This is a genomic window from Fenollaria timonensis, from assembly GCF_001457835.1.
In the GTDB taxonomy this organism is placed as follows: Bacteria; Bacillota; Clostridia; order Tissierellales; family Peptoniphilaceae; genus Fenollaria; species Fenollaria timonensis.
This window is the reverse complement of record NZ_LN898230.1, coordinates 729,616-751,632: the sequence shown is the minus strand read 5'-3', so window position 1 is coordinate 751,632 and position 22,017 is coordinate 729,616. Positions and strand designations below refer to the sequence as shown.

At 32.8% G+C, this 22,017-nt stretch carries 22 protein-coding genes; 20 read left to right on the top strand and 2 right to left on the bottom strand.

Translation table 11 applies throughout. The annotated features are described in order from the left end of the window. Positions 1 to 113: 113 nt before the first annotated feature. The 19 genes from BN3004_RS06585 (at position 114) to BN3004_RS06495 (ending at position 18,992) form a co-directional block, all read left to right on the top strand. On the top strand, positions 114 to 974 hold the full coding sequence (locus tag BN3004_RS06585) for a sulfide/dihydroorotate dehydrogenase-like FAD/NAD-binding protein (RefSeq protein WP_058260403.1): 861 nt from the start codon (positions 114 to 116) through the stop codon (positions 972 to 974). Continuing rightward, on the top strand, positions 974 to 2,347 hold the full coding sequence (gltA, locus tag BN3004_RS06580) for an NADPH-dependent glutamate synthase (protein WP_058260402.1): 1,374 nt from the start codon (positions 974 to 976) through the stop codon (positions 2,345 to 2,347). Before BN3004_RS06585 ends, gltA begins: the two co-directional genes overlap by 1 nt. A 23-nt stretch (positions 2,348 to 2,370) precedes the next feature. Next, positions 2,371 to 3,069: an ABC transporter ATP-binding protein gene (locus BN3004_RS06575; RefSeq protein WP_058260401.1), complete on the top strand. Its 699-nt coding sequence runs from the start codon at positions 2,371 to 2,373 to the stop codon at positions 3,067 to 3,069. Positions 3,070 to 3,076: 7 nt separating this feature from the next. After that, positions 3,077 to 6,313 (top strand): FtsX-like permease family protein, encoded by a 3,237-nt coding sequence (locus BN3004_RS06570; RefSeq protein WP_058260400.1) that lies wholly within the window; start codon positions 3,077 to 3,079, stop codon positions 6,311 to 6,313. A 9-nt stretch (positions 6,314 to 6,322) separates the two neighbouring features. After that, positions 6,323 to 6,571 carry an AtpZ/AtpI family protein gene (locus BN3004_RS06565; protein WP_058260399.1) on the top strand — a complete coding sequence of 83 codons (249 nt, stop codon included), beginning with the start codon at positions 6,323 to 6,325 and terminating at the stop codon, positions 6,569 to 6,571. Continuing rightward, entirely contained in the window at positions 6,558 to 6,929 is a 372-nt protein-coding gene (locus BN3004_RS06560) for an ATP synthase subunit I (protein ID WP_058260398.1), read from the top strand. The genes BN3004_RS06565 and BN3004_RS06560 overlap by 14 nt, the downstream gene beginning before the upstream one ends. A 45-nt stretch (positions 6,930 to 6,974) precedes the next feature. After that, positions 6,975 to 7,670 (top strand): F0F1 ATP synthase subunit A, encoded by a 696-nt coding sequence (gene atpB / locus BN3004_RS06555; RefSeq protein WP_082244118.1) that lies wholly within the window; start codon positions 6,975 to 6,977, stop codon positions 7,668 to 7,670. A gap of 21 nt (positions 7,671 to 7,691) precedes the next feature. Then, positions 7,692 to 7,949, top strand: a complete 258-nt coding sequence (gene atpE / locus BN3004_RS06550) for an ATP synthase F0 subunit C (protein ID WP_019213523.1) — start codon at positions 7,692 to 7,694, stop codon at positions 7,947 to 7,949. Positions 7,950 to 7,955: 6 nt separating this feature from the next. Further along, on the top strand, positions 7,956 to 8,471 hold the full coding sequence (gene atpF / locus BN3004_RS06545) for a F0F1 ATP synthase subunit B (RefSeq protein ID WP_058260397.1): 516 nt from the start codon (positions 7,956 to 7,958) through the stop codon (positions 8,469 to 8,471). After that, positions 8,459 to 9,010: an ATP synthase F1 subunit delta gene (gene atpH, locus BN3004_RS06540; protein WP_058260396.1), complete on the top strand. Its 552-nt coding sequence runs from the start codon at positions 8,459 to 8,461 to the stop codon at positions 9,008 to 9,010. The genes atpF and atpH overlap by 13 nt, the downstream gene beginning before the upstream one ends. Then, a complete protein-coding gene (gene atpA, locus BN3004_RS06535; RefSeq protein WP_058260395.1) occupies positions 9,011 to 10,516 on the top strand; it encodes a F0F1 ATP synthase subunit alpha in 1,506 nt (501 codons plus the stop codon). It abuts the gene before it with no gap. 9 nt (positions 10,517 to 10,525) lie between these two features. Next, entirely contained in the window at positions 10,526 to 11,380 is an 855-nt protein-coding gene (gene atpG / locus BN3004_RS06530) for an ATP synthase F1 subunit gamma (protein ID WP_058260394.1), read from the top strand. Positions 11,381 to 11,393: 13 nt separating this feature from the next. Beyond that, positions 11,394 to 12,803, top strand: coding sequence for a F0F1 ATP synthase subunit beta (atpD, locus tag BN3004_RS06525; RefSeq protein ID WP_058260393.1), 1,410 nt, complete (start codon positions 11,394 to 11,396; stop codon positions 12,801 to 12,803). Beyond that, the gene (locus BN3004_RS06520) at positions 12,796 to 13,194 is read left to right on the top strand and encodes a F0F1 ATP synthase subunit epsilon (protein WP_058260392.1); all 399 of its coding nucleotides are present in this window, start codon (positions 12,796 to 12,798) and stop codon (positions 13,192 to 13,194) included. The genes atpD and BN3004_RS06520 overlap by 8 nt, the downstream gene beginning before the upstream one ends. A 47-nt stretch (positions 13,195 to 13,241) precedes the next feature. Next, positions 13,242 to 15,002: a M3 family oligoendopeptidase gene (locus tag BN3004_RS06515; protein ID WP_058260391.1), complete on the top strand. Its 1,761-nt coding sequence runs from the start codon at positions 13,242 to 13,244 to the stop codon at positions 15,000 to 15,002. 135 nt (positions 15,003 to 15,137) lie between these two features. Next, entirely contained in the window at positions 15,138 to 15,467 is a 330-nt protein-coding gene (locus tag BN3004_RS06510) for a PadR family transcriptional regulator (protein ID WP_058260390.1), read from the top strand. Between the two features lie 7 nt (positions 15,468 to 15,474). After that, positions 15,475 to 16,092 (top strand): DUF1700 domain-containing protein, encoded by a 618-nt coding sequence (locus tag BN3004_RS06505; RefSeq protein ID WP_196792489.1) that lies wholly within the window; start codon positions 15,475 to 15,477, stop codon positions 16,090 to 16,092. 119 nt (positions 16,093 to 16,211) lie between these two features. Next, complete coding sequence (locus tag BN3004_RS06500) at positions 16,212 to 17,291, top strand: IS30 family transposase (RefSeq protein WP_058259272.1); 1,080 nt, start codon at positions 16,212 to 16,214, stop codon at positions 17,289 to 17,291. 213 nt (positions 17,292 to 17,504) lie between these two features. After that, positions 17,505 to 18,992, top strand: a complete 1,488-nt coding sequence (locus tag BN3004_RS06495) for an alkaline phosphatase (protein ID WP_058260389.1) — start codon at positions 17,505 to 17,507, stop codon at positions 18,990 to 18,992. A gap of 77 nt (positions 18,993 to 19,069) precedes the next feature. Here BN3004_RS06495 and tyrS read toward each other — a convergent pair whose 3' ends face one another. Together tyrS and BN3004_RS06485 are read right to left on the bottom strand one after the other, a co-directional pair. Continuing rightward, on the bottom strand, positions 19,070 to 20,290 hold the full coding sequence (gene tyrS, locus BN3004_RS06490; RefSeq protein WP_058260388.1) for a tyrosine--tRNA ligase: 1,221 nt from the start codon (positions 20,288 to 20,290) through the stop codon (positions 19,070 to 19,072). Between the two features lie 106 nt (positions 20,291 to 20,396). Continuing rightward, positions 20,397 to 20,750 (bottom strand): class II SORL domain-containing protein, encoded by a 354-nt coding sequence (locus BN3004_RS06485; RefSeq protein WP_058260387.1) that lies wholly within the window; start codon positions 20,748 to 20,750, stop codon positions 20,397 to 20,399. A 131-nt stretch (positions 20,751 to 20,881) separates the two neighbouring features. Here BN3004_RS06485 and BN3004_RS06480 point away from each other — a divergent pair, with 131 nt between their 5' ends. Continuing rightward, on the top strand, positions 20,882 to 22,006 hold the full coding sequence (locus BN3004_RS06480) for a THUMP domain-containing class I SAM-dependent RNA methyltransferase (protein ID WP_058260386.1): 1,125 nt from the start codon (positions 20,882 to 20,884) through the stop codon (positions 22,004 to 22,006). The last annotated feature ends 11 nt before the right edge of the window (positions 22,007 to 22,017 follow it).

Below are 22,017 nucleotides of genomic sequence, written 5' to 3'. Positions count from 1 at the left end.
TAGGCTCATAAACATGGGCCTATTTGCTTATAAATATTGAAAATTTAATTGTTTTATGATATTATATAGATATATTTGAGTAATTTTATTTATTTTTTTAGGAGGTTTTTAAAGTGTACGAAATTACAGAGAAAAAAGATATTGCTTTAAATACATTTCTTATGTACATAAAAGCTCCAGACATTGCTAGAAAAGCAGAACCTGGACAATTTTTAATTATTATAATCGACGAAAAGTCAGAAAGGCTACCTCTTACAATATGCGATAGCAATCCTGAAGAAGGAACAGTTATGATAGCTGTTCAAAAAATTGGCTCGACTACACAAAAGCTTGGTGAGCTTAATGTAGGCGACACTTTAAAGGATGTTTCTGGTCCACTTGGCAGACCAAGTGATTTTATCAATATTCCATTAGAAGAATTAAAAAAAGAATCAATTATATTCCTAGCAGGTGGTTTAGGAACTGCAGCTGTTTATCCACAAGTTAAGTGGATGCACGATCATGGCGTTGATGTTGACGTTATAATCGCTGCAAGAAACAAGGAGTTAATTATACTTGAAGATGAGATGAAAAAGGTTGCTAAGAACGTTTATGTAGCAACAGATGACGGCTCATATGGTTTTAGCGGTCTTATAACTGATTGTTTAGAAGATTTAATTTCAAATAAAGGCAAAAAATATACTTATGCGATAGTTGTTGGACCTATGATAATGATGAAGTTCGCTTGTTTAAAAACAAAAGAACACAATATAAAAACTATAGTTTCAATGAACACCATCATGGTAGATGGTAGCGGTATGTGCGGTGCATGCAGATTAACTGTTGACGGAAAAACTGTTTTTGCCTGTGTTGATGGACCTGAATTTGACGGTCACTTAATTGACTGGAACGAAGCCTTAAGAAGGTCAAGACAATATTCTAAGATAGAAAAAGAAGGTAAACACTTCTGTAACTTAATAGGAGGATTGAGATAATGGATAGATTTAAAAGAACTGAAATAAAATATCAAGATCCTAATGAAAGAATCAATAATTTTGATGAAGTTTGTTATGGATACACAGAAGAAGAATGCATTTTAGAAGCAAAAAGATGTCTTCAATGTAAAAATCCTCAATGTGTGAAGATGTGTCCAGTAAATATTAATATACCTTCATTTATTCAAAAACTTGCTGATAATAAGCCAAAGGAAGCTGCTGAAGTTTTATTTAATTATACAACATTACCAGCAGTTTGCGGAAGAGTTTGCCCACAAGAAGATCAATGCGAAATGACTTGTGTTTTAGGCAAGAAAGGCGAAGCTATTGCTATAGGTAAATTAGAGAGATATGCTGGTGATTACGCATTAAAGCACGGCATAAGACTTACTAAGAACGCTGAAAATAATGGGAAAAAGGTAGCTGTAGTAGGAAGTGGACCTTCTGGAATCACTTGCTCAGCAGATTTAGCAAAGCTTGGGTACGATGTTACTATGCTTGAATCACTTCATGAAGCGGGTGGAGTATTAACATACGGAATACCTGAGTTTAGACTACCAAAGGACGAAGTTGTAAAGAAAGAAATTGAAAATATTAAGTCATTAGGAGTTAAGATTAAGCTAAACACAATTGTTGGCAGAACAGTTACGGTTGATGAGCTTATGGATGAATACGATGCTGTATTTATTGGCACAGGAGCTGGACTTCCTGTATTTATGAACATTCCAGGCGAAAATTACAACGGTGTTTTCTCAGCAAATGAATATTTAACAAGAACAAACTTAATGAAAGCATATCTAGAAGATACTGCTACACCTATAAGAGTAGGTGTTAACACAGTTGTAGTAGGTGCAGGAAACGTTGCAATGGACGCTGCTAGAACAGCAAGACGTTTTGGATCGAATGTAACAGTTGTTTACAGAAGAGAAGATAAGGACATGCCTGCTCGTAGAGAAGAGATTGAAAATGCAAAAGAAGAAGGCATCAATTTTATGTTCTTGTCAAATCCAGTAGAAATTTTAGCTGATGAAAACGGCGATGTTAATAAAGTAAAATGTGTAAAGATGGAGCTTGGCGAAGCTGATGCATCTGGTAGACAAAGACCAGTTATGATTGAAGGCTCAGAATTTGAGATAGAAGCTGACGTTGTAATCATGGCACTAGGCACAAGACCAAATCCACTTATAAAAGAAACAAGTACTGGAATCAAATTTAATGAAAAGGGCGGCATAATTGTTAATGAAGAAGAAAAAACTTCACGTGACTATATATATGCTGGTGGAGACGTAGTAACTGGAAGTGCAACAGTTATTGAAGCCATGGGAGCGGGTAAAAGAGCTGCCAAGGCTATTGATGAGGCGCTTTCAAAGTAATTATTTAAGGTAGTGGTGAGAAAATGTTTGTAGAAGTAAAACATATGTATAAAAGATATCAAATGGGTGACAGCACTATAGTTGCTAATAACGATATCAATTTTTCATTTAATAAAGGTGAATTGGTTGTCATAGTTGGTCCATCCGGAGCTGGTAAATCAACTCTATTAAATATTATTGGAGGCATGGATACAGCTGATGAAGGTGAGATAATTATCGATGGCAAAGACATACAAAAATACAATGAAAAAGAACTTACCACTTACAGAAGATACGATATAGGCTTTGTATTTCAATTCTATAATCTAGTTCAAAACTTAACTTGCCTTGAAAATGTTGAATTAGCTAGCCAAATAGTTAAGGACGCAATTGATCCAATGCAAGTTCTAATAGATGTAGGTCTTGAAGACAGAGCAAATAACTTCCCATCACAAATTTCTGGTGGCGAGCAACAAAGAGTTGCTATAGCGAGAGCCATAGCAAAAAATCCAAAACTATTGTTATGTGATGAACCAACAGGAGCATTGGATTATCATACAGGTAAGAAGATACTTAAGCTATTGCAAAGCAGGAGCTTGGAGGACGGTAATACGGTAGTTATTATTACTCACAACAAAGCCATCGCCCCAATAGCTAATAGAGTTATAGAGATTAACGACTCAAAGGTTAGAAACGTCTTTGTTAATGATAATATTCAATCTATAGATGAGATAGAATGGTAGTGATTTTATGAAAAAAACTGCTTTATGGAAAGATATATTTAGAGAAATTAAAAATTCTCCAGGCAGATTCATTTCTATAGTTCTTTTAATCACGTTAGGAGTATTTGTCTACACTGGCCTAAAGTCTGTGGGTCCTCTTATGAGAAAAACAGCAGATACTTTTATTGATGAGTCAAATCTTGCGGATATTTATCTAAACTCACAATTTTCATTAGAGGATAAAGATAAAGAAATTATTAAATCTGTAGTAGATATTAAAAACATAGAGTATGTCTATAGTGAGGACGTTCTTGAGAAGGGAAGCGAAACAATAATTAATCTTGAGTCACTTCCTGAGAGAATTTCTATGCCTAAACTTGTTGAGGGCAGGTTACCAGAGAAGAACGATGAGATACTTGTCGATGCATACCCTATAAAACATTCTTTTAATATTGGAGATACTATAGAATTTGATAGTAAAAAATCCAAATTTGAGTTTGAGAACAAGAAGATACTTAAGAATTACAAATTCAAAGTAGTTGGTAAAGTTATTTCTCCTGAGAATATGTCTACAGTAATGAAAGGCACTAGCAAGAAGGGCTTAGGAGATTATGATTCTTTTGCATATGTTCTTAAAGATGCTTTTAATGATACTGATGAGAGCAAAGCAAGAATTATTATTGATGGGACAGATGGATTAAAGACAACAGATAAAGAATATAAAAATATAGTCGGAGAAAACAGAAGAGATTTAATAGCAGCTTTTAATGAGAGATCTATAGAAAAATTCGAGAGCATAAAAGCCGATATTAGAGAAGAAATTGATGATGCTGATGACAAGATAACAGATGCTGAGAAAAAGCTTGCTGACGCTAAAAAAGAGCTTGATGATGCAAAGAAAAAATTAGATGAGGCTAATAAATCTTATAAAGACGGTCAAAAGAAATACAATGACTCAATAAGTGAAGCTGAGAAAAAGCTTGCTGACAGTAAAAAAGAATTAGAAGATAGCAAAATCACACTAGATGAAAACAAAAGCAATCTAGATGATGCTAAAGTCCAAATAGATGAATTAAAGACTAAATTAGATGAACTAAAAGATACTTATGAAAGCTCTATGATTGAGTATACTGCTAAAAAGGAAGAATTTGACAAAGCTGTAGAGGCTATGGCTGGAATTCCAGAAGCAAGTATACCAGCAGATAAAGCTGAAGAGTTCAAAAAAGGCAAAGAAGAGCTAGATAAGGCAAAAGCGCAATTAGATGAATTAAAAGAAAATATTGATAAGCTAGAAATAACTTATATTGAAAACAAAGCTAAATACGATGAAGGCATGATTAAGCTTAACGAAGGCTTTGATAAATATAACGACGGCTTAGAAAAGTACAACACCGGTCTTAAAGAGTTTGAGGACAAGAAGGCTTCTGGACTTAGAGAACTTAATGATGCTAATAAGAAAATTTCTGATGGACAAAAAGAATATGATGACGGAATCGAAAAATATGATTCAGAAAAGATAAAGGCAGATAAAAAGATAAAGGACGCCAAGAGCGACCTAGATGAAGCAAAAAGAGTCCTTAAAAACATGAAGAGACCAACATTTAATATCTTAGATAGAGAAAATATCGAAGGTCTACAATTGTTCTACGACTCAGGTTATAGAATGGATATACTAGCCTTAGTCTTTCCAGCATTTTTCTTCTTAATCGCTTCAATTGTTGCACTAACTGCACTTATGCGTATGGCAGAAGAAAGAAGAACTCAAATTGGTACCTTCAAAGCACTTGGTTACAATAACTTTGATATATATAAGAAGTATTTATTCTATGGCTTTGTAGCGACAACATTAGGAGTATTCATAGGCATAGCACTAGGACAAAGCATATTAACAAATATGGTATTTAAAACATATTCAGCATCATTTACACTTAAAAAGCCAATAGCATATTTTAATGTGACTTTCCCACTAATCAGTGCATTTATCTCGTACTTTTCAATAGTGGTTCCAGTAAGCATAGTTTTATCAAAGCATTTGAAACATAACTCTAGCGAACTTATGAGACCTAGGGCACCGAAGGCAGGATCAAAGATATTCTTAGAGAAAATACCATTTATATGGAAGAGATTAAGCTTCCTATACAAAGTAACATTTAGAAATACATTTAGATATAAGTCAAGAATGTTTATGACCTTGCTAGGAGTTGCGGGTTGCATGAGCCTTTTATTCTTCGGTTTTGCATTAAAAGGATCAGTAGCTCAAGTAATTGATAGACAATATGGAAAAATATTTGATTATGACGTAATTGTAAATTATGATAAAGATTTTTCTAAGAATAAATTGAAAGATTATGACGATTTTGTAAATAATAATGAAGAAATTAAAAACAAAATGTCTATAAGAACAGAGAATTTAATAGCAGATACCGTTGATATACCAGATCAAAACGTTATACTTATGGCTATTGATGACAACGAAAAGTTTTCTGAGTATGTTCACTTAAATAACAATGGTGAAATGATAATCCCAGACGATGGAGTTATTGTTAATAAAAAGCTATTAGACTCTTTAGGTAAAAACGTAGGCGATGAGATAGAACTAAGAGATTCATATAATAATTACTTCAAAATGAAAGTAAGGGCTATAAATGAAAACTACTTAGGACATTATGCCTATGTTTCAAAGACTTATTATGAAGAAGTATTCAAGAAAGATTATGATTATAATTCAGATATAATTAAATTAAACAGTAATGACGTTAAAGTCAAAGACAATTTCACAAAAGATATTTCAAAAATTGACAGTGTAATGTATGTGTTTAATGTATTCAAAACTATAAACATAGCTAAAGACTGGTTATCAAACTTAACATATGTTATAATACTTATATTGTTTGTATCAGCGACTCTAGCCTTTGTAGTATTATATAATTTAAATAGTGTTAATATATCTGAAAGAATTAGAGAGATAGCTACACTAAAAGTTCTTGGTTTTTATCCGCGCGAACTAACAAGCTATGTATATAGAGAAACGATACTTTTATCAACACTGGGAATACTTTTGGGCTTCTTAGGCGGTATTGGATTAAATAATTTAATTCTTGAATATATTACGCCTATGAACATTCAACTAGTATCGCACATTATGTGGTATAACTATGTTATTTCTGCAGCTTTAACATATGTATTTATCTTCATGGTTATGATTATAGTTCATAAAAAGTTAAAGACTACAGATATGGTTGGAGCTTTAAAAGCATATGAATAAGGTGATAATATGATAGAAAAACTAAAACCTTTAGCCTTAGTTGGTCAAATCGGCATAGACATAGTATCAAGCATTGTTATTTCATACCTTGTTGGCTATGGACTTGACAAATTATTTAAGACAGATGGTACTTTTTCTATAATTTTCATAGTCATAGGAGTGTTAGCAGGCTTTTATAATTTCTATAGAAGCATTAAATACTATGTAAAACAAAAAGATAATAAAGATCAAGAAAAAGATAAAGATGAAAAAAGATAAAGATTTTACGTTTAAATATATAAGAGTTGCTATAATTTTAGCTATAGTTTCAAGCCTTATTATTGTAATTTTTTTTGGTTTCAGAAAGGATTTACTCTTAGGTTTGTACTTAGGAACACTCATAAGTGTGCTATTCTTCAGGCTTATGTACAAAAATGCAATAAAGGCAGTGGAGAAAGATGCAAAAGCTAGTAAGAGGTTTACTACAAATAATTATTATCTAAGACTCTTATTATATGGTATAATACTCTATGCGGCATATAAGAATCCTAATTTCGATTTTTATACGACAGCAATAGGCTTTACTATGATCAAATTTTCAATTCTTATAGTTGAATTGTTTGGCATAGGTAAATAATTTTGCAAATCAGTAGATTTGAATATATGAAAAGGGGGTAATAAGATGGAATTGTCGATAAGCTTTCAGATAGGTAAGAATGTATATTCACTAACACCAAGCGTTATCAATTCGGTGATAGTTGTCTTAGCATTAGTAATTTTTATCTTTATTTGTTATGGCAAAATTAAAAAGACAGATTACAAAGCTAGACCAAGTGGCCTTGTTAGTGTTCTGGAAACCTTAGTTACATCAATTGATTCACTAATCGAACAAACTATGGGAAAGAACAGAGAAGGCTTTGCACCTTACATTCTTAGCTTGATGATGTTTTTATTGACAGCGAATCTGATGGGACTATTTGGCTTTAAACCGCCAACATCAGATCTTAATGTTACACTCACATTAGCGCTAATTACTTTTGTTTTGATTCATTATAACAAGATAAAAGTTAATGGCTTAAAAGATTCCATAAAAGGTTATTTTGAACCAATCTTTATACTATTCCCAATAAACATTATCGGTGATATTGCGCTTCCAGTATCACTATCATTCCGTTTATTTGGTAACATAGTCAGTGGTTCATTAATCATGGCACTTGTATATGCTGCGCTAGGTTTCGTAAGTAATTTACTTACACCAATAGTAGCACCATGGTTTCACATCTACTTCGATGTATTCTCAGGTGTACTGCAAACTTTCATATTCGCAATGATAACAATGATTTACATTGCAATGGGTATGGGACAAGAAGAAAATTAAATTTGAAAGGAGAAATTTTAAATGCAAGGAATTTCAGGTCACGATTTTATTTTAGGTATGTCAGCTTTAGGAGCTGGTATAGCAATGATAGCAGGTTTAGGCCCTGGTATTGGTCAAGGTATTGCAGCTAGTAAAGGAGCTGAAGCAGTAGGTAGACAACCAGAAGCTAAAGGTGATATCATCCAAACAATGATTTTAGGACAAGCTGTTGCCGAAACAACAGGTATTTATTCACTAGTTATTGCCCTAATTCTTATCTTAGTTAAACCTTTAGTATAGTTTAGTATGGAAGGCTTAAATGTAAGCGTTGACTTTAATTTAGTCAATATGCTTGTTCAGCTTACAGCCACTCTCGTATTGTATTTTATTTTGCGTAAATTTTTATACTATCCTATAAAAGATTTACTAAAGAAAAGACAAGACTATGTAATGAAGAACATTGAAGATAGCGAGAAAAATAATTTGAAATCTCAAGTAGCATTAAGAGACTATGAGCTTAAGTTAAAAGAAGCTAAAAAGGAAGCAAACGATATAGTTGATCAAGCTAAAAAGAGAGCTGACGATATCGTTAATAAGTCTGTTAATGATGCTAAAGAAGAGTCTAGAAAAATTATGGAAAAAGCTGATAAAGAACTTGCTAATAAAAAGTCAATGGCAATGGACGAAATGAAAGGCGATATGGTTAATATTGCCATCTTAGCTGCTGAAAAACTAATTGGTGAAAATATTAGCACGAAGAAAGACAAAGAAATCATAGAAAAGTCTATAGAAGAAGTAGGTAGTGGACAATGGAAGAATTAGCTACTACTTTATATGCAAAATCTATGTTCGAAGCATCTAAAGAAGATGATTGTCTTAAATTAGTTTATGAAGAGCTAAACTTAGTAAAGGAAAGTATTGATTCAAACCCTAGACTGATGGAAGTATTTAAGCATCCATTGTTATCAAATAATGATAAAAAAGATATTGTAAAAGATATTTATGAAAAAAATCTATCTACTTTAACTATGAATTTTTTATATGTTTTAATTGATGCTAAGAGATTTGACATGATATCGTCTATAATCGATGAATTTAACAATGTGTATGATATAGATAACAATATTTTGAATGGAACTATAATTACTAAAAACAGTCTTAGCGATGAAGAAATAAAAAAATATGAAGAAAAATTGACTGCATCTTTAAAGTCTCATGTAAAGCTAAAAAATGTTTTAGATGATTCTATAATAGGTGGCTCAATTGTTAAGATCGGTGACAAGCTTATCGACTCAACACTAAAAGGTCAATTGAACGAATTAAGAAAAGAATTAATAAATAATAGTGAGGTGAGTATCTAAATGGGGTTAAAACCAGAAGAAATTAGCTCAGTTATAAAAGAATTAATAAAAAATTATGACAAAAAATTAGATACGGTTGAAGTTGGATCTATTATTGAAGTTGGAGACGGTATAGCTAGAGTTTACGGACTTGATAATGCTATGGCTGGTGAATTACTTGAACTACCTGGTGGCGTTTACGCTATGGCACTAAACCTTGAACAAGATAATATTGGTTGTGTACTTTTAGGTAGTGATAAGAACTTAAAAGAAGGAGATCCAGTTAAAAGAACTGGTAGAATCGTTGAAGTTCCAGTAGGCGAAGCGCTTATTGGTAGAGTAGTTAATTCACTAGGACAAGCTATCGATGGAAAAGGCAAAATTGAAAGCAAAAAGTATAGACCTATCGAAGCTAATGCGCCAGGTATCATCGACAGAAAGTCTGTATCTGAACCGTTACAAACTGGTATCAAAACTATTGACTCCATCATCCCTATAGGTAGAGGACAAAGAGAGTTAATTATAGGCGATAGACAAACAGGTAAGACTGCCATCGCCATAGATACAATAATAAATCAAAAGGATCAAGACGTAATATGTATATATGTTGCTATTGGTCAAAAGAACTCAACTGTAGCTCAATTAGTTAATGTACTAGAAGAACATGGTGCGATGGACTACACTATAGTAGTAAGTTCATCAGCAAGTGAATTAGCACCACTACAATACATTGCTCCATATGCAGGAACTGCTATGGCTGAAGAGTTTATGTATGCAGGTAAAGACGTACTTATCATCTACGATGACTTATCAAAGCACGCCGTTGCTTATCGTTCAATGTCATTGCTACTTAGAAGACCACCAGGACGTGAAGCGTACCCAGGAGACGTTTTCTATCTACATTCAAGACTACTTGAAAGATCCGCAAAATTATCTGATAAATTAGGTGGAGGCTCAATAACAGCTCTTCCTATCATAGAAACACAAGCTGGAGATATTTCTGCTTATATACCAACTAATGTTATATCTATCACTGACGGACAAATCTTCCTTGAAGGACAATTGTTCTTCTCAGGACAAAGACCAGCAGTAAACGCAGGTTTATCGGTATCTCGTGTTGGTGGAGCTGCACAAATCAAGGCTATGAAGAAAGTTTCAAGCGGTATTAAACTTGAACTTGCTCAATACAGAGAATTATTGGCATTTGCTCAATTCGGTTCTGAGCTTGACAAGGACACTGCTGACAAGCTAAATCATGGTCAAAGAATCATGGAAATACTTAAACAAGCACAATATAAACCTTTAAAAGTCGAAGAAGAGGTTATGATTTTATTTGCTGTTACTAACAGATATCTTGATGATATTCCTGTAGACAGAGTTAAGGCTTTTGAAAATGATTTTCTAGAGTACATGGAAAATACTTCTAGCGAAACTGCTAAGAAGATTTTAGAGAAAAAAGAATTAACTGATGAAATAAAAGAAGAGCTAAAACTAAAGATAGAAGAATTTAAAAAGACTTTTAACTAGAGGTTTATTATGGCTGAACAAAGTAAAGAAATTAAAAGAAGAATAAAAAGTGTATCTAATATAAAGCAAATTACTAGAGCTATGGAATTAGTATCTACTTCTAAACTTCGTAAATCAAGAAAACAACTTGAACTTACAAGGCCATATTATAACACTGTTGAATCAAGTATAAGAGAAATACTAGCAAACACTAAGGGTGTTAAGTATGATTTACTTGAAAGAAGAGAAGTTAGGAACAGACTCATAATTGTTTTAACATCTGATAGAGGTTTAGCTGGTGGTTATAACATTAACGTTATAAGAAAAGCTGAATCATATATTGATGACAAAGTAGGAACAAAGTTTATACTTGTCGGTGTTGAAGCAAGAGAGTACTTTAAAAGAAGATACGATGGCATAGTAGAAGAATTTTCATATATTTCAGAAGAACCTTCATATAATAATGCTGCTAAGATAGGTAGCATCTGTTATGATTTATACAGAAAAAAAGAAATTGATGAAGTTCTATTAGTTTATACTCATTTCTCTACTGTACTAAGCTTAGTGCCTAGTATGGTTAAGCTATTACCAGCCGAATCTATAGAAAAGGAAGGCAATATGGAGAACAGACTTATTGAGTATGAACCATCTGCTGAAGAAGTATTAAACAGATTAGTTAAGGATTATATATCCATAACTATATTTGGAGCTATGATTGAGTCGGCAGCTTCAGAACAAGCATCAAGAAGAAACTCTATGAAGAATGCTACTGATAATGCTAACGATATGCTTGAGAGTTTGTCTCTTAGATTCAACAGAGCAAGACAAGCTCAAATTACACAAGAAATTACTGAGATAGTCTCAGGTGCAAATGCATTAAATTAGAAGGGGTGAAATTATGGAAAATCAAAACATTGGTAAAGTTGTACAAATAATTGGACCGGTTCTTGATATAAGATTTAAACAAAATTCTCTACCAAACCTTCTTAACGCGATTAAAATTGATTTAAATGGCAAGCCGCTTATAGCTGAAGTAAGTCAACATATAGGTGACGATATAGTTAGATGTATATCAATGTCATCTACTGACGGACTAGTTAGAGGCGCTGAAGCTTTAGATACAGGAAGCCCAATAAAGGTGCCTGTTGGCGATAAAACTTTAGGTAGACTATTTAATGTTTTAGGTGAAAACATTGATGAAGATCCTAAGGCTAAGTATGATAGATACGATCCAATACACAGACAAGCACCTACTTATGATGAACAAGTTACATCAAGAGAAATCTTTGAAACTGGTATCAAAGTTATCGACCTTATAGCTCCATATGCTAGAGGAGGTAAGATAGGTCTATTCGGTGGTGCCGGTGTTGGTAAGACTGTTCTTATACAAGAGTTAATCAACAATATCGCTAAGGAACATGGTGGACTTTCAGTTTTTGCAGGCGTTGGAGAAAGAACAAGAGAAGGTAATGACCTTTACTACGAAATGAAAGAGTCTGGTGTTATTAACAAGACTGCCTTAGTATTTGGTCAAATGAATGAACCGCCAGGAGCAAGAATGAGAGTTGCTCTAACAGGTTTAACTATGGCTGAATACTTTAGAGATGAAAAGCATCAAGACGTATTACTTTTCATTGATAATATATTCAGATTTACTCAAGCGGGTTCGGAAGTATCTGCACTTCTTGGTAGAATGCCATCTGCAGTAGGTTATCAACCAACACTAGCTACAGAGATGGGTCAATTACAAGAAAGAATCACATCTACAAAGAACGGCTCAATCACATCAGTACAAGCTGTTTACGTACCTGCCGACGACTTAACAGACCCTGCACCAGCAACAACATTTACCCATCTTGACGCGACAACAGTTCTTTCGCGTTCAATCTCAGAACTAGGTATATATCCAGCTGTAGACCCACTTGATTCAACATCAAGAATACTTGATCCACAAGTAGTTGGAGAAAAACACTATGAAGTTGCTAGACGTGTACAAGAGATACTACAAAGATACAAAGAACTTCAAGATATCATCGCTATACTTGGTATGGATGAATTATCTGAAGATGACAAGATAACTGTTGCTAGAGCAAGAAGAATACAAAGGTTCTTATCACAACCGTTCTCAGTTGCTGAACAATTTACAGGTATAGAAGGTCAATACGTTCCTATAGCTGAAACTATCAGAGGCTTTGAAGAAATACTTGATGGTAAACATGATGATTTACCTGAATCAGCATTCTTATTCGTTGGTACTATAGATGATGCTGTTAAAAAAGCTGAGAGTATGAGGCAAGATAATGAATAGATTATATCTTAAGGTTGTTACACCTGATAAATTGTTTTTCGAAGGCGAGATTGACATGCTTGTCGCTAGAACAATTGAAGGGGACGTAGGAATACTTCTTAATCACTCTCCACTGGTAACAATACTGGATATTGGTAGACTTGTTATTAAGGATGGAGATGAAAGAAAGATTGCTGCTTGCGCTGGCGGTTATATTGACGTAAGAAACAATAATATAACCGTAGTCTCAGACGCTTGCGAATGGGAAGAAGAGATAGACATCAACAGAGCCCAGAGAGCTAAGGAAAGAGCAAGCAAGAGACTTGAAGACAAGGGTACAGACACATTCAAAGCAGAGCTTGCGCTTAAGAAGGCAATCAACAGAATCAATGTTGGAAATAAAAATTATTAAAAGAAGGTAGCAATTTGCTACCCTCTTTTTGAAAGAGGAGGAATATTATGAAGTGGGATTTATCGGCGTACTATAAATCATTTACAGATCCTAAATATAAAGAAGACTATGACAATATATTAAAAGAAGTAAAAGATTTAAAAGCATTTATCACAGATAACTTTGACGACAAGAAAAAAGTTTTACTTCAATATGTAGACAAAGCCAATCTTATAGAAAACTATGCTGCAAGACTATATGGTTATGTTTCACTAAACTTAAGTGAAAACGTTAACAATAAAGAGGCACTAACAGAAAAATCAAAGCTTATAGCTATAGGTAGAGAGTTTACTGAGCTAAATGTTGTCTACACAAAATTTTTAAAGAGTATAGATGATATCAATAAGATAATAGATGAAGATGATACTCTTAAAGAATATAAATTTATTTTGAATGAAGGCTGTGAACAAGCTAAACACTCATTAAGTGATGACGTAGAGATAGCAGTTGCTCGTATAAAAGAAACAGGTTCATACGAGTGGAACAGACTTCACTCTAATTTAACAAGTAAAGTAACTAGCAAAGTGGAATTCCCAAATGGAGAAGTAAAAGAAATAAATCTACCAGCTATAAGAAACTTACAATATGAAGACGATAAAGAGCTTAGAAAAAAGAGTTTTGTAGCTGAAGAAGAATGTTATGAAAAGATCAGAGATTCAGTAGCAATGTCACTAAGCTCAATCAAGGGCGAAGTTATTAATGAATGCGAGTTAAGAGGCTACGAAAGTCCACTTGAAAAAACACTTATCGATTCAAGATTTGATAAAGAGATACTTGATGCGATGTGGTCATCAGTTAGAAAGTATTTACCAGATTTTGTTAAGTACTTCAATAGAAAAGCAAAATTACTTGGCTATGATAAGCTTCCTTACTACGAAACATTCGCGCCAGTAGGCAAGGGATGTATCACTTATACATTTGATGAAGCAAAAGACTTTGTTATTAAGCAATACTATTCGTTCTCAGATAAATTAGGTGATTTTTCTAAACATGCCTTTGAAAACAATTGGCTAGATACAGAGCCTAGAGAAGGAAAAGTTGGCGGCGCATTTTGTTCAAGTTGCTCAGCAATAAAAGAATCAAGAGTTTTAGCAAACTTCGGCGGCACTTTTGACTCGATGATTACCTTTGCTCATGAACTTGGTCATGCTTATCATGGAAGAATAATATTTGATGAAGAGCCTATCAATCAAGACTACACTATGCCTATAGCAGAGACTGCATCCATATTTGCTGAGACAATAACATATAACGCAGCACTTAAAGATGCTAAAAATGATGATGAAAAGATATTTATACTTGAAAATATTATTTCAGGCGCAGCTCAAACAGTTGTTGATATCTACTCAAGATTCTTATTTGAAGATGAAGTATTTAGAAGAAGAAAAAATGGTGCGCTTGATGCAGATGACTTCGATGAAATCATGATGAATGCACAAAAAGAAGCTTTTAAAGACGGACTAGATCCAGAAATGCTTAATAAGGGTATGTGGATATGCAAGTCTCACTACTACAGTAGCGGCCTTGGTTATTATAACTTCCCATATTGCTTTGGATTATTATTCGCAAGAGGCTTATATAGTATATATAAGAAAGAAGGAGACGCCTTCATAGATAAATATGATACACTTCTAAGAAACACAGGCAAGATGAGCATTAAGGATTGCTGCAAATCAGTTGGCATAGACGTTACTAAAGAAGAATTCTTTGACGCATCACTAGAAACTATAAAGAAAGAAATTGATGAGTTCTTAAAATTAACTGAATAAAATTATTAAATAAATATTATTAAACCTCTTTACTAAATTAAGTAGAGAGGTTTTTTGTATAAATATATTGACATTAAATATACTATGTGGTACAATGTATATAGATAAGCAATGTATATATGAAAGGAGAATAAAATGAATACAGATTGGATTTCACAAATAAAAAGAGGTACCTTAGAATATGCTGTTTTGTTATTAATTAATAAATGTGATAGATACGGTTATGATTTAATTCAAACTTTAAACAAGTATACAATGCTTAATACTAATGAGAGTACAATTTATCCACTTCTTAGAAGACTTATGAAAAATGGCTATCTTGAATCGTATTGGCAAAACATAGAAGAAGGTACACCTCCAAGAAAATACTATAGAATAACAAAATCTGGAACTTTATATTTGGATAAACTTAAGTGTGACTGGTGTAAACTTATTGAGAATATTAACGATATAGAAAAGGAGTGATATTGATATGAAAGATGAAGAGAAAAGGAGTGATATTGACATGAAAGATGTAGAAATAAGTAATGATTTAGAAAAGTATTTAACTCATGTTGATAGATACTTAAGATATTTGCCTGTAAGTGAGAAAACAGATATTTTATCTGAGTTAAAAAGTTCATTTTATGAAAGGTTAATCTCTGGTCAATCAAGTGAAGAGATTCTTGCTAAAATGCCTTCAGCAAAAGATTTAGCTGGTAATTATATTGATGATACTTTCGTTAAAACTAATAAATTATCTATTAAAACACTATGTAAATATATATTATTTTTTTCATACTCTTCATTAATTTGGCTAGCTGTTATACCAACGCTTTTCACACTAGCTATTGGCTTGTTCTTATCAGGAATTCTTTGTTTTGTAGCTGGTATAATGGGATTATTAAAAGGATTTATTAATATATCTTTTTTAGATAAGATTAAATTTATTTTTGTTTATTATGAATTGAAAGGAATATCTGCTTTAATTGTTGGTATTTTATTTGCAATTGTTTTTGCTACATTAGGAATATTAACTTGGAGAGGAACAGTAGCTATAATAAGATATTTACAAAATAAAAAGCTTAGCATTTATAATAAAAGTATATAAATTATAATTTAATATTAACGGAAGATTGTATAATTAACTTAGCCACCAAATAAAAAAATCATGTGTACATATGGTATAGTATTAGTAACAAACAAAAAAACAACTATACGGAGGTACACATGACTCATATAAATTATACCATAGAATTTACAGAACGCAAGAAAAATTCACATCTATCACTACATGAAATGTCATTAATACAGGCATGGAAAATAGATGGACATAGCAACAGAGAGATAGCAAGAAGGCTAAATAGAGCCCCGCAGACAATAAACAACGCAATAAAGAAAGGCACAGTAAAGCAAAAGAGAATAATAAAAAGTAATAACAAAACATATACTTACTACGATGAAAAATACTTTGCCTTAACTAATTATGAGGTATATATAAACAATAGATCTTCTTGCGGAAGAAGACCAAAATATATAGATATAGTCGAATTTCTTAAATGGGCAGACAATAAAATGTTAAAAGATAAATGGTCTCCAGATGTATGTGTTGGATACGCAAAAGCAAATAGACTCTTTCCATCATCAGAAATACCATCAACAAAAAGCCTCTACAACTGGATAAATAAGTCACTAATGAAAACAAAAAATATAGATCTACTAGAAAAAGTAAAGAGAAAAAACAAAAATAGCACAAGAAGAACAAGACAAAACAAGAAAAAGCTTGGCATATCCATAGAAGAAAGACCAGATAAAATACAAACAAGAGAAGAATTCGGCCACTGGGAAATAGATACAGTTATAGGTAAAAAGAAAAAGACAGATCCAGTACTACTTACATTAGTAGAAAGAAAAACAAGATATGAAAAGCTGATAAAAATACATGGAAAAACACCCGATGCAGTAGACATTGGACTTAAATTCTTAAAAGATAATGCGCAGTTAAACAAAGAAATATTTAAAAGTATAACATCAGATAATGGTTCAGAATTTTCAAGCTTATCAGAATTAGCAGAATATGTAGATATATATTTTTGTCATCCATATACATCATGGGAAAGAGGAACTAGTGAATGTCAACATAAATTAATACGAAGATTTATACAAAAAGGCACATCAATAGAAGAAGTATCAAAAGAAAAAATATACAGAATAAACGAGTGGATGAATAATTTGCCAAGAAAAATCTTTAATTACAAAACTGCAAAAGAAGAGTTCATAAAGGAAATAAAACAGCTTAAAAGTATCTAGTTTAATAAAAATAAATACTTTTAAGCTATACTATACATTTAGTCTATATGATGTCTGGGTGGCTAACTTATTGTTGCAATTTATAATTTAATATTAACAAGAAAAAGTGTATTAATTTTATACACTTTTGTTTTTTTACAAAAAGTTTACATCATTTATACTTATTTTTAACATATTAGAACTATAATCAATACAAAGAAAGGGGAGAATTTTATGAAAAAAAATTTTAAATTCTTTGTATTAGTTTTAGCACTAGCTATATTCGTATCTAGTTTTTCATTTTTAAGCGAAACAAGCTATGCTGAAAGCAAAAATGCCAAAAAGGCTAAGTATGTCTTCTTGTTTATAGGTGATGGTATGGGAGCCGCTCAAGTTAACGCTGCTCAAATCTACACTGGAAACAAGGATAAAGTAGAGATAAAACCATTAGAGTTTTATAAGTTCCCAACAGTTGGTCTTGTTAACACTGAAGACTCTACAAGCTTCTGCCCAGACTCAGCTTCAACGGCTACAGCTATTAGCTCAGGCAATAAAACTCAATCTGGAGTAATAGGTAAGACAAGTGATCTTCAAAAGAACGTTAATACTGTTGCTGAAAAGATGAAAGCTCAAGGCAAAAAGATAGGTATTATATCAACTGTTACATTAAATCACGCAACACCAGCAGCTTTCTATGCTAATGTTACATCTAGAAAACAATACTACGAAATAGGTAAACAAATGGCTACAAGTGGTTTTGATTACTTCGCAGGTGGCTCACTTGAACACAGAACTGGTGACGATAAGAATAAAAAAGAAAAAGATCTTTATGATATTTTAAGAGCCAATGGCTACACAGTAACTGAAACTAAAAAGGATTTTGAAAAGATTAACAAAAATACTGGTAAAGTATTTGCTGTTACTGAAAGAATACAAGATTCTGGATCTATGCCATATACACTTGATCAAAAGAAGGGTGATATGACTTTAAGAGATACAGTTAGAAAAGCTATCGAAGTACTAGACAATGAAAAGGGCTTCTTCATCATGGCTGAAGCTGGTAAAGTTGACTGGGCTTGCCATGCTAACGATGCTTTCTCATCTATACATGAAGTGTTAGCACTTGATGATGCAGTTCAAGAAGCTATAGAATTTTATAAAAAACATCCAGATGAAACACTAATCCTTGTTACTGCTGACCATGAAACAGGCGGACTAAGCCTTGGCTATCAAGGAACAGGATACGACACACACTTTGAAATATTTGACAAGCAAAAATTAAGCTATGTTGAATTTGATAAGAAATTTGAAGAATTAAAGAAAAACAACAAGAATCTTAAGTTTGAAGATGCACTAAAATTAGTAAAGGAATCATTTGGACTAATAGTTAAAGATAAAAACACTAAGAAGGAAGATGAATTATTCGTATTAAATGATTATGAACTTGGCAAATTGAAAGCAGCTTTTGCTGAATCAATGAAAGAAAAAGACAAGAGAACTAAATCTATAGAAACAAACCTTTTATATGGCGGATATGATCCATTTAGCGCTACACTAACTCATATAATTGACAATAAAGCTGGTATAGGCTGGTCAACATTTGCTCACACAGCTGTTCCAGTTCCTATATATGCACTAGGCGCAACCGCAGAACTATATGAAGGAACTTATCACGATAGTGAAATCTATAGTAAACTTATGGAATCTTTAGGAGCAAAATAATAAACTTTAATAAAATAAAATTAGCTTACAGATGAAAACAGGGGGGCCGAAGCTCCCTGTTTTTATATTGATATTAACTAATAAATAACTTTATGAAATACTTTTTTACCTTTCTTAATTAAAAGTTCTCCATCTTTAAAGTCATCAAGTGTAATTACTTTAGATGCATCGCTTTCTTTTTCGCCATTAAGAAGTATGCCCCCTTGTGAAATAAGTTGTCTTGCTTCTGAGTTTGATTTAGTTAAATTAAGTTCTTTTAGTAAGTTTAGTAGACCAATACCGTCCTCAAATAGCTTTTTATCCATAGTAGTACTTGGAATATTTTCTGAATCGGCATTGCCACTGAATAGGGCACGGCTTGCTTCTAGTGCTTTGTCAGCATCTTCTTTGCTATGAACATCCTTAGTGATTTCATAAGCAAGTATTTCTTTTGCTTTGTTAATTTCGTTGTCTTTAAGCTTTGCTAATTCGTTTATTTCTTCCATAGGAAGCATAGTTAGAAGCTTTAAGAATTTTATAACATCTCTGTCATCAACATTTCTGAAGTATTGGAAAAGTTCATAAGGAGTAGTTTTTTCTCTGTCAAGCCAAACGGCACCTGAAACAGTTTTACCCATCTTAACGCCATCAGCATTTGTTAATAGCTTAAGAGTCATAACGTAGGCTTGTTTACCTTCAAGTTTGTTTATAAGCTCAGTTCCTTCAAGCATGTTAGCCCATTGGTCCGATCCACCAACTTGAAGAACGCAGCCATATTTTCTATATAGCTCTAAGAAGTCATAAGCTTGCATTAACATATAACCCATTTCAAAGAATGTTAGTCCAGAAGAAATTCTATTCTTATAGCAATCGTAAGCAAGCATCTTAGAAACGTTAAAGTTAACACCTATATCTCTCATGAAATCAAGGTATCTAAGATCACGAAGCCACTCTTTATTGTCAACGTGCAATGCTTTGCCATCAGAAAAATCAATAAATCTTGATAATTGCTCAACAAAGATTCTAGCATTTTCGTTAATAGTTTCTTCAGTAAGAAGCTTTCTCATATCTTGCTTACCAGATGGGTCACCAATCATAGTTGTTGCTCCACCAGTAAGGCAGATAGCTCTGTGTCCAGCTGCTTGCAAGTGTTTCATAACCATAAGCGTAATGTAGTGACCTATAGTTAATGAGTTTGCTGTTGCATCATAACCAGTGTAGAATGTAATTTTTTCATTATTTAATAAATTTCTTAATTCATCTTCATAATTGCAGTTATCTATGTAACCTCTTTCTTTTAACACGTCAAAAACGTTCATAAAATCACTCCTTTAAACTGCCTTGATTATAACATATTTCTAAATAATTTGTCAATCTATAAGCATGAAAAAGGATGGGCACTTGTCCCATCCTTATAAGCTTAAATTATATTTCTTCTGAGTTTTCCCATAAACCATGGATATTGCAGTAGCTTAATGCAAGTAGAGTACCCTTAGCATTAGCTTTTAGCTTAACGCTCATTGATGGTTCAGTGAATAAATCTGATTCGCCATGAGCTGATGCTACATAGCTAGCTACTTCAACAGGAATTTCTTTTCCTTCAGGCACGAAGAATAACTTCATCCATGCTATGTGGTGTTCAAGAGTGTTTGGATGAGCAATTTCATCTCCAACACTAACGCAAACCTTTAAATCGTCTGCTTCTTTTGATACGTGTATAACTGGAACGTGCTTTTCGCTCTTCCAATCTGCGCTTTTAACTAATTCTGATAATTTCATTTTTATCAACCCCCTTGTAGTTAATCTATACCCAAAGATGATTTTTAATACACATTTATACGAAAATATTTATTAATATATTCATTGTTTAATAAGCTAATATATGTTATAATTGTTATGGAAGTGATAGTATGTATGAATTAATTGCAACAAGTTCTTTTGGCTTAGAAGCAATAGTTAAAAGAGAATTAAATGATTTAGGTTTAGAAGTTACAAAAACTGATAACGGTCACATTTATTTCAATGGCGATGCCATAGACATAGCAAGGGCAAATATTAATCTTAGATGCGCTGACAGAGTACTAATAAACTTAAAGAGCTTCAAGGCAGAGAGCTTTGAAGAGCTTTTTGATGGCATATATGAACTTCCATGGAATGATATTTTAGATGAAGACTCTAATTTTATAGTTGAGGGACGTTCGCACAAATCAAAGCTATTCTCAATATCTGACTGCCAAAGGATTACTGAGAAGGCTATAATAAAGAAACTACAAATGAAGCATGATATAAGTAGATTCACAAAGTCATCGCATAGACACAGACTTGAGATATCTCTCTTAAATGACATTGCAAGTATCACGCTTGATACTTCAGGAGACAGCCTTCACAAGAGAGGCTATAGGGACAAACAAGGCGCTGCTCCTTTAAAGGAGACTATGGCAGCGGCACTTGTAAAACTTTCGTTTTACAATAAGGATAGACCTTTCTTTGATCCTTTCTGTGGTTCAGGTACTATACCTATAGAAGCTCTATTAATTGCTAGAAATATTGCTCCTGGACTAGATAGAGACTTTGATAGCATGAATTTTAAATTTTTAAACAGTGATTTATATAAAAAGGCAAGGATGGAAGCGATGGAAAAGATTGATTACAAATCAAAGGTGTACATCGACGCGAGTGATATATCACACAAATCCATTGCCATAGCGAAACATAATCTTGAAAATCTTGGCCTAAGTGATGATATAAGGTTTTTTGTAAAAGATTTTAGAGATGTAGATATCAAGAATAACTACGGAGTAATGATTACAAATCCGCCATATGGTAAGCGTCTCGAGGAAGATAATCTAAGGAGTTTATACAGTGATTTTGGTAAAAAGATAAAAAATTTAGATACATGGTCGATATATGTTTTGACTTCATATGAAGATATAGAAAGAGACTTTTCTAGAAAGGCTGACAAGAACAGAAAGCTTTACAACGGAAGTTTAAAGACGTATTACTATCAATTTTATGGCAAGAAGCCTGAGAAATAGGGGAGGATATT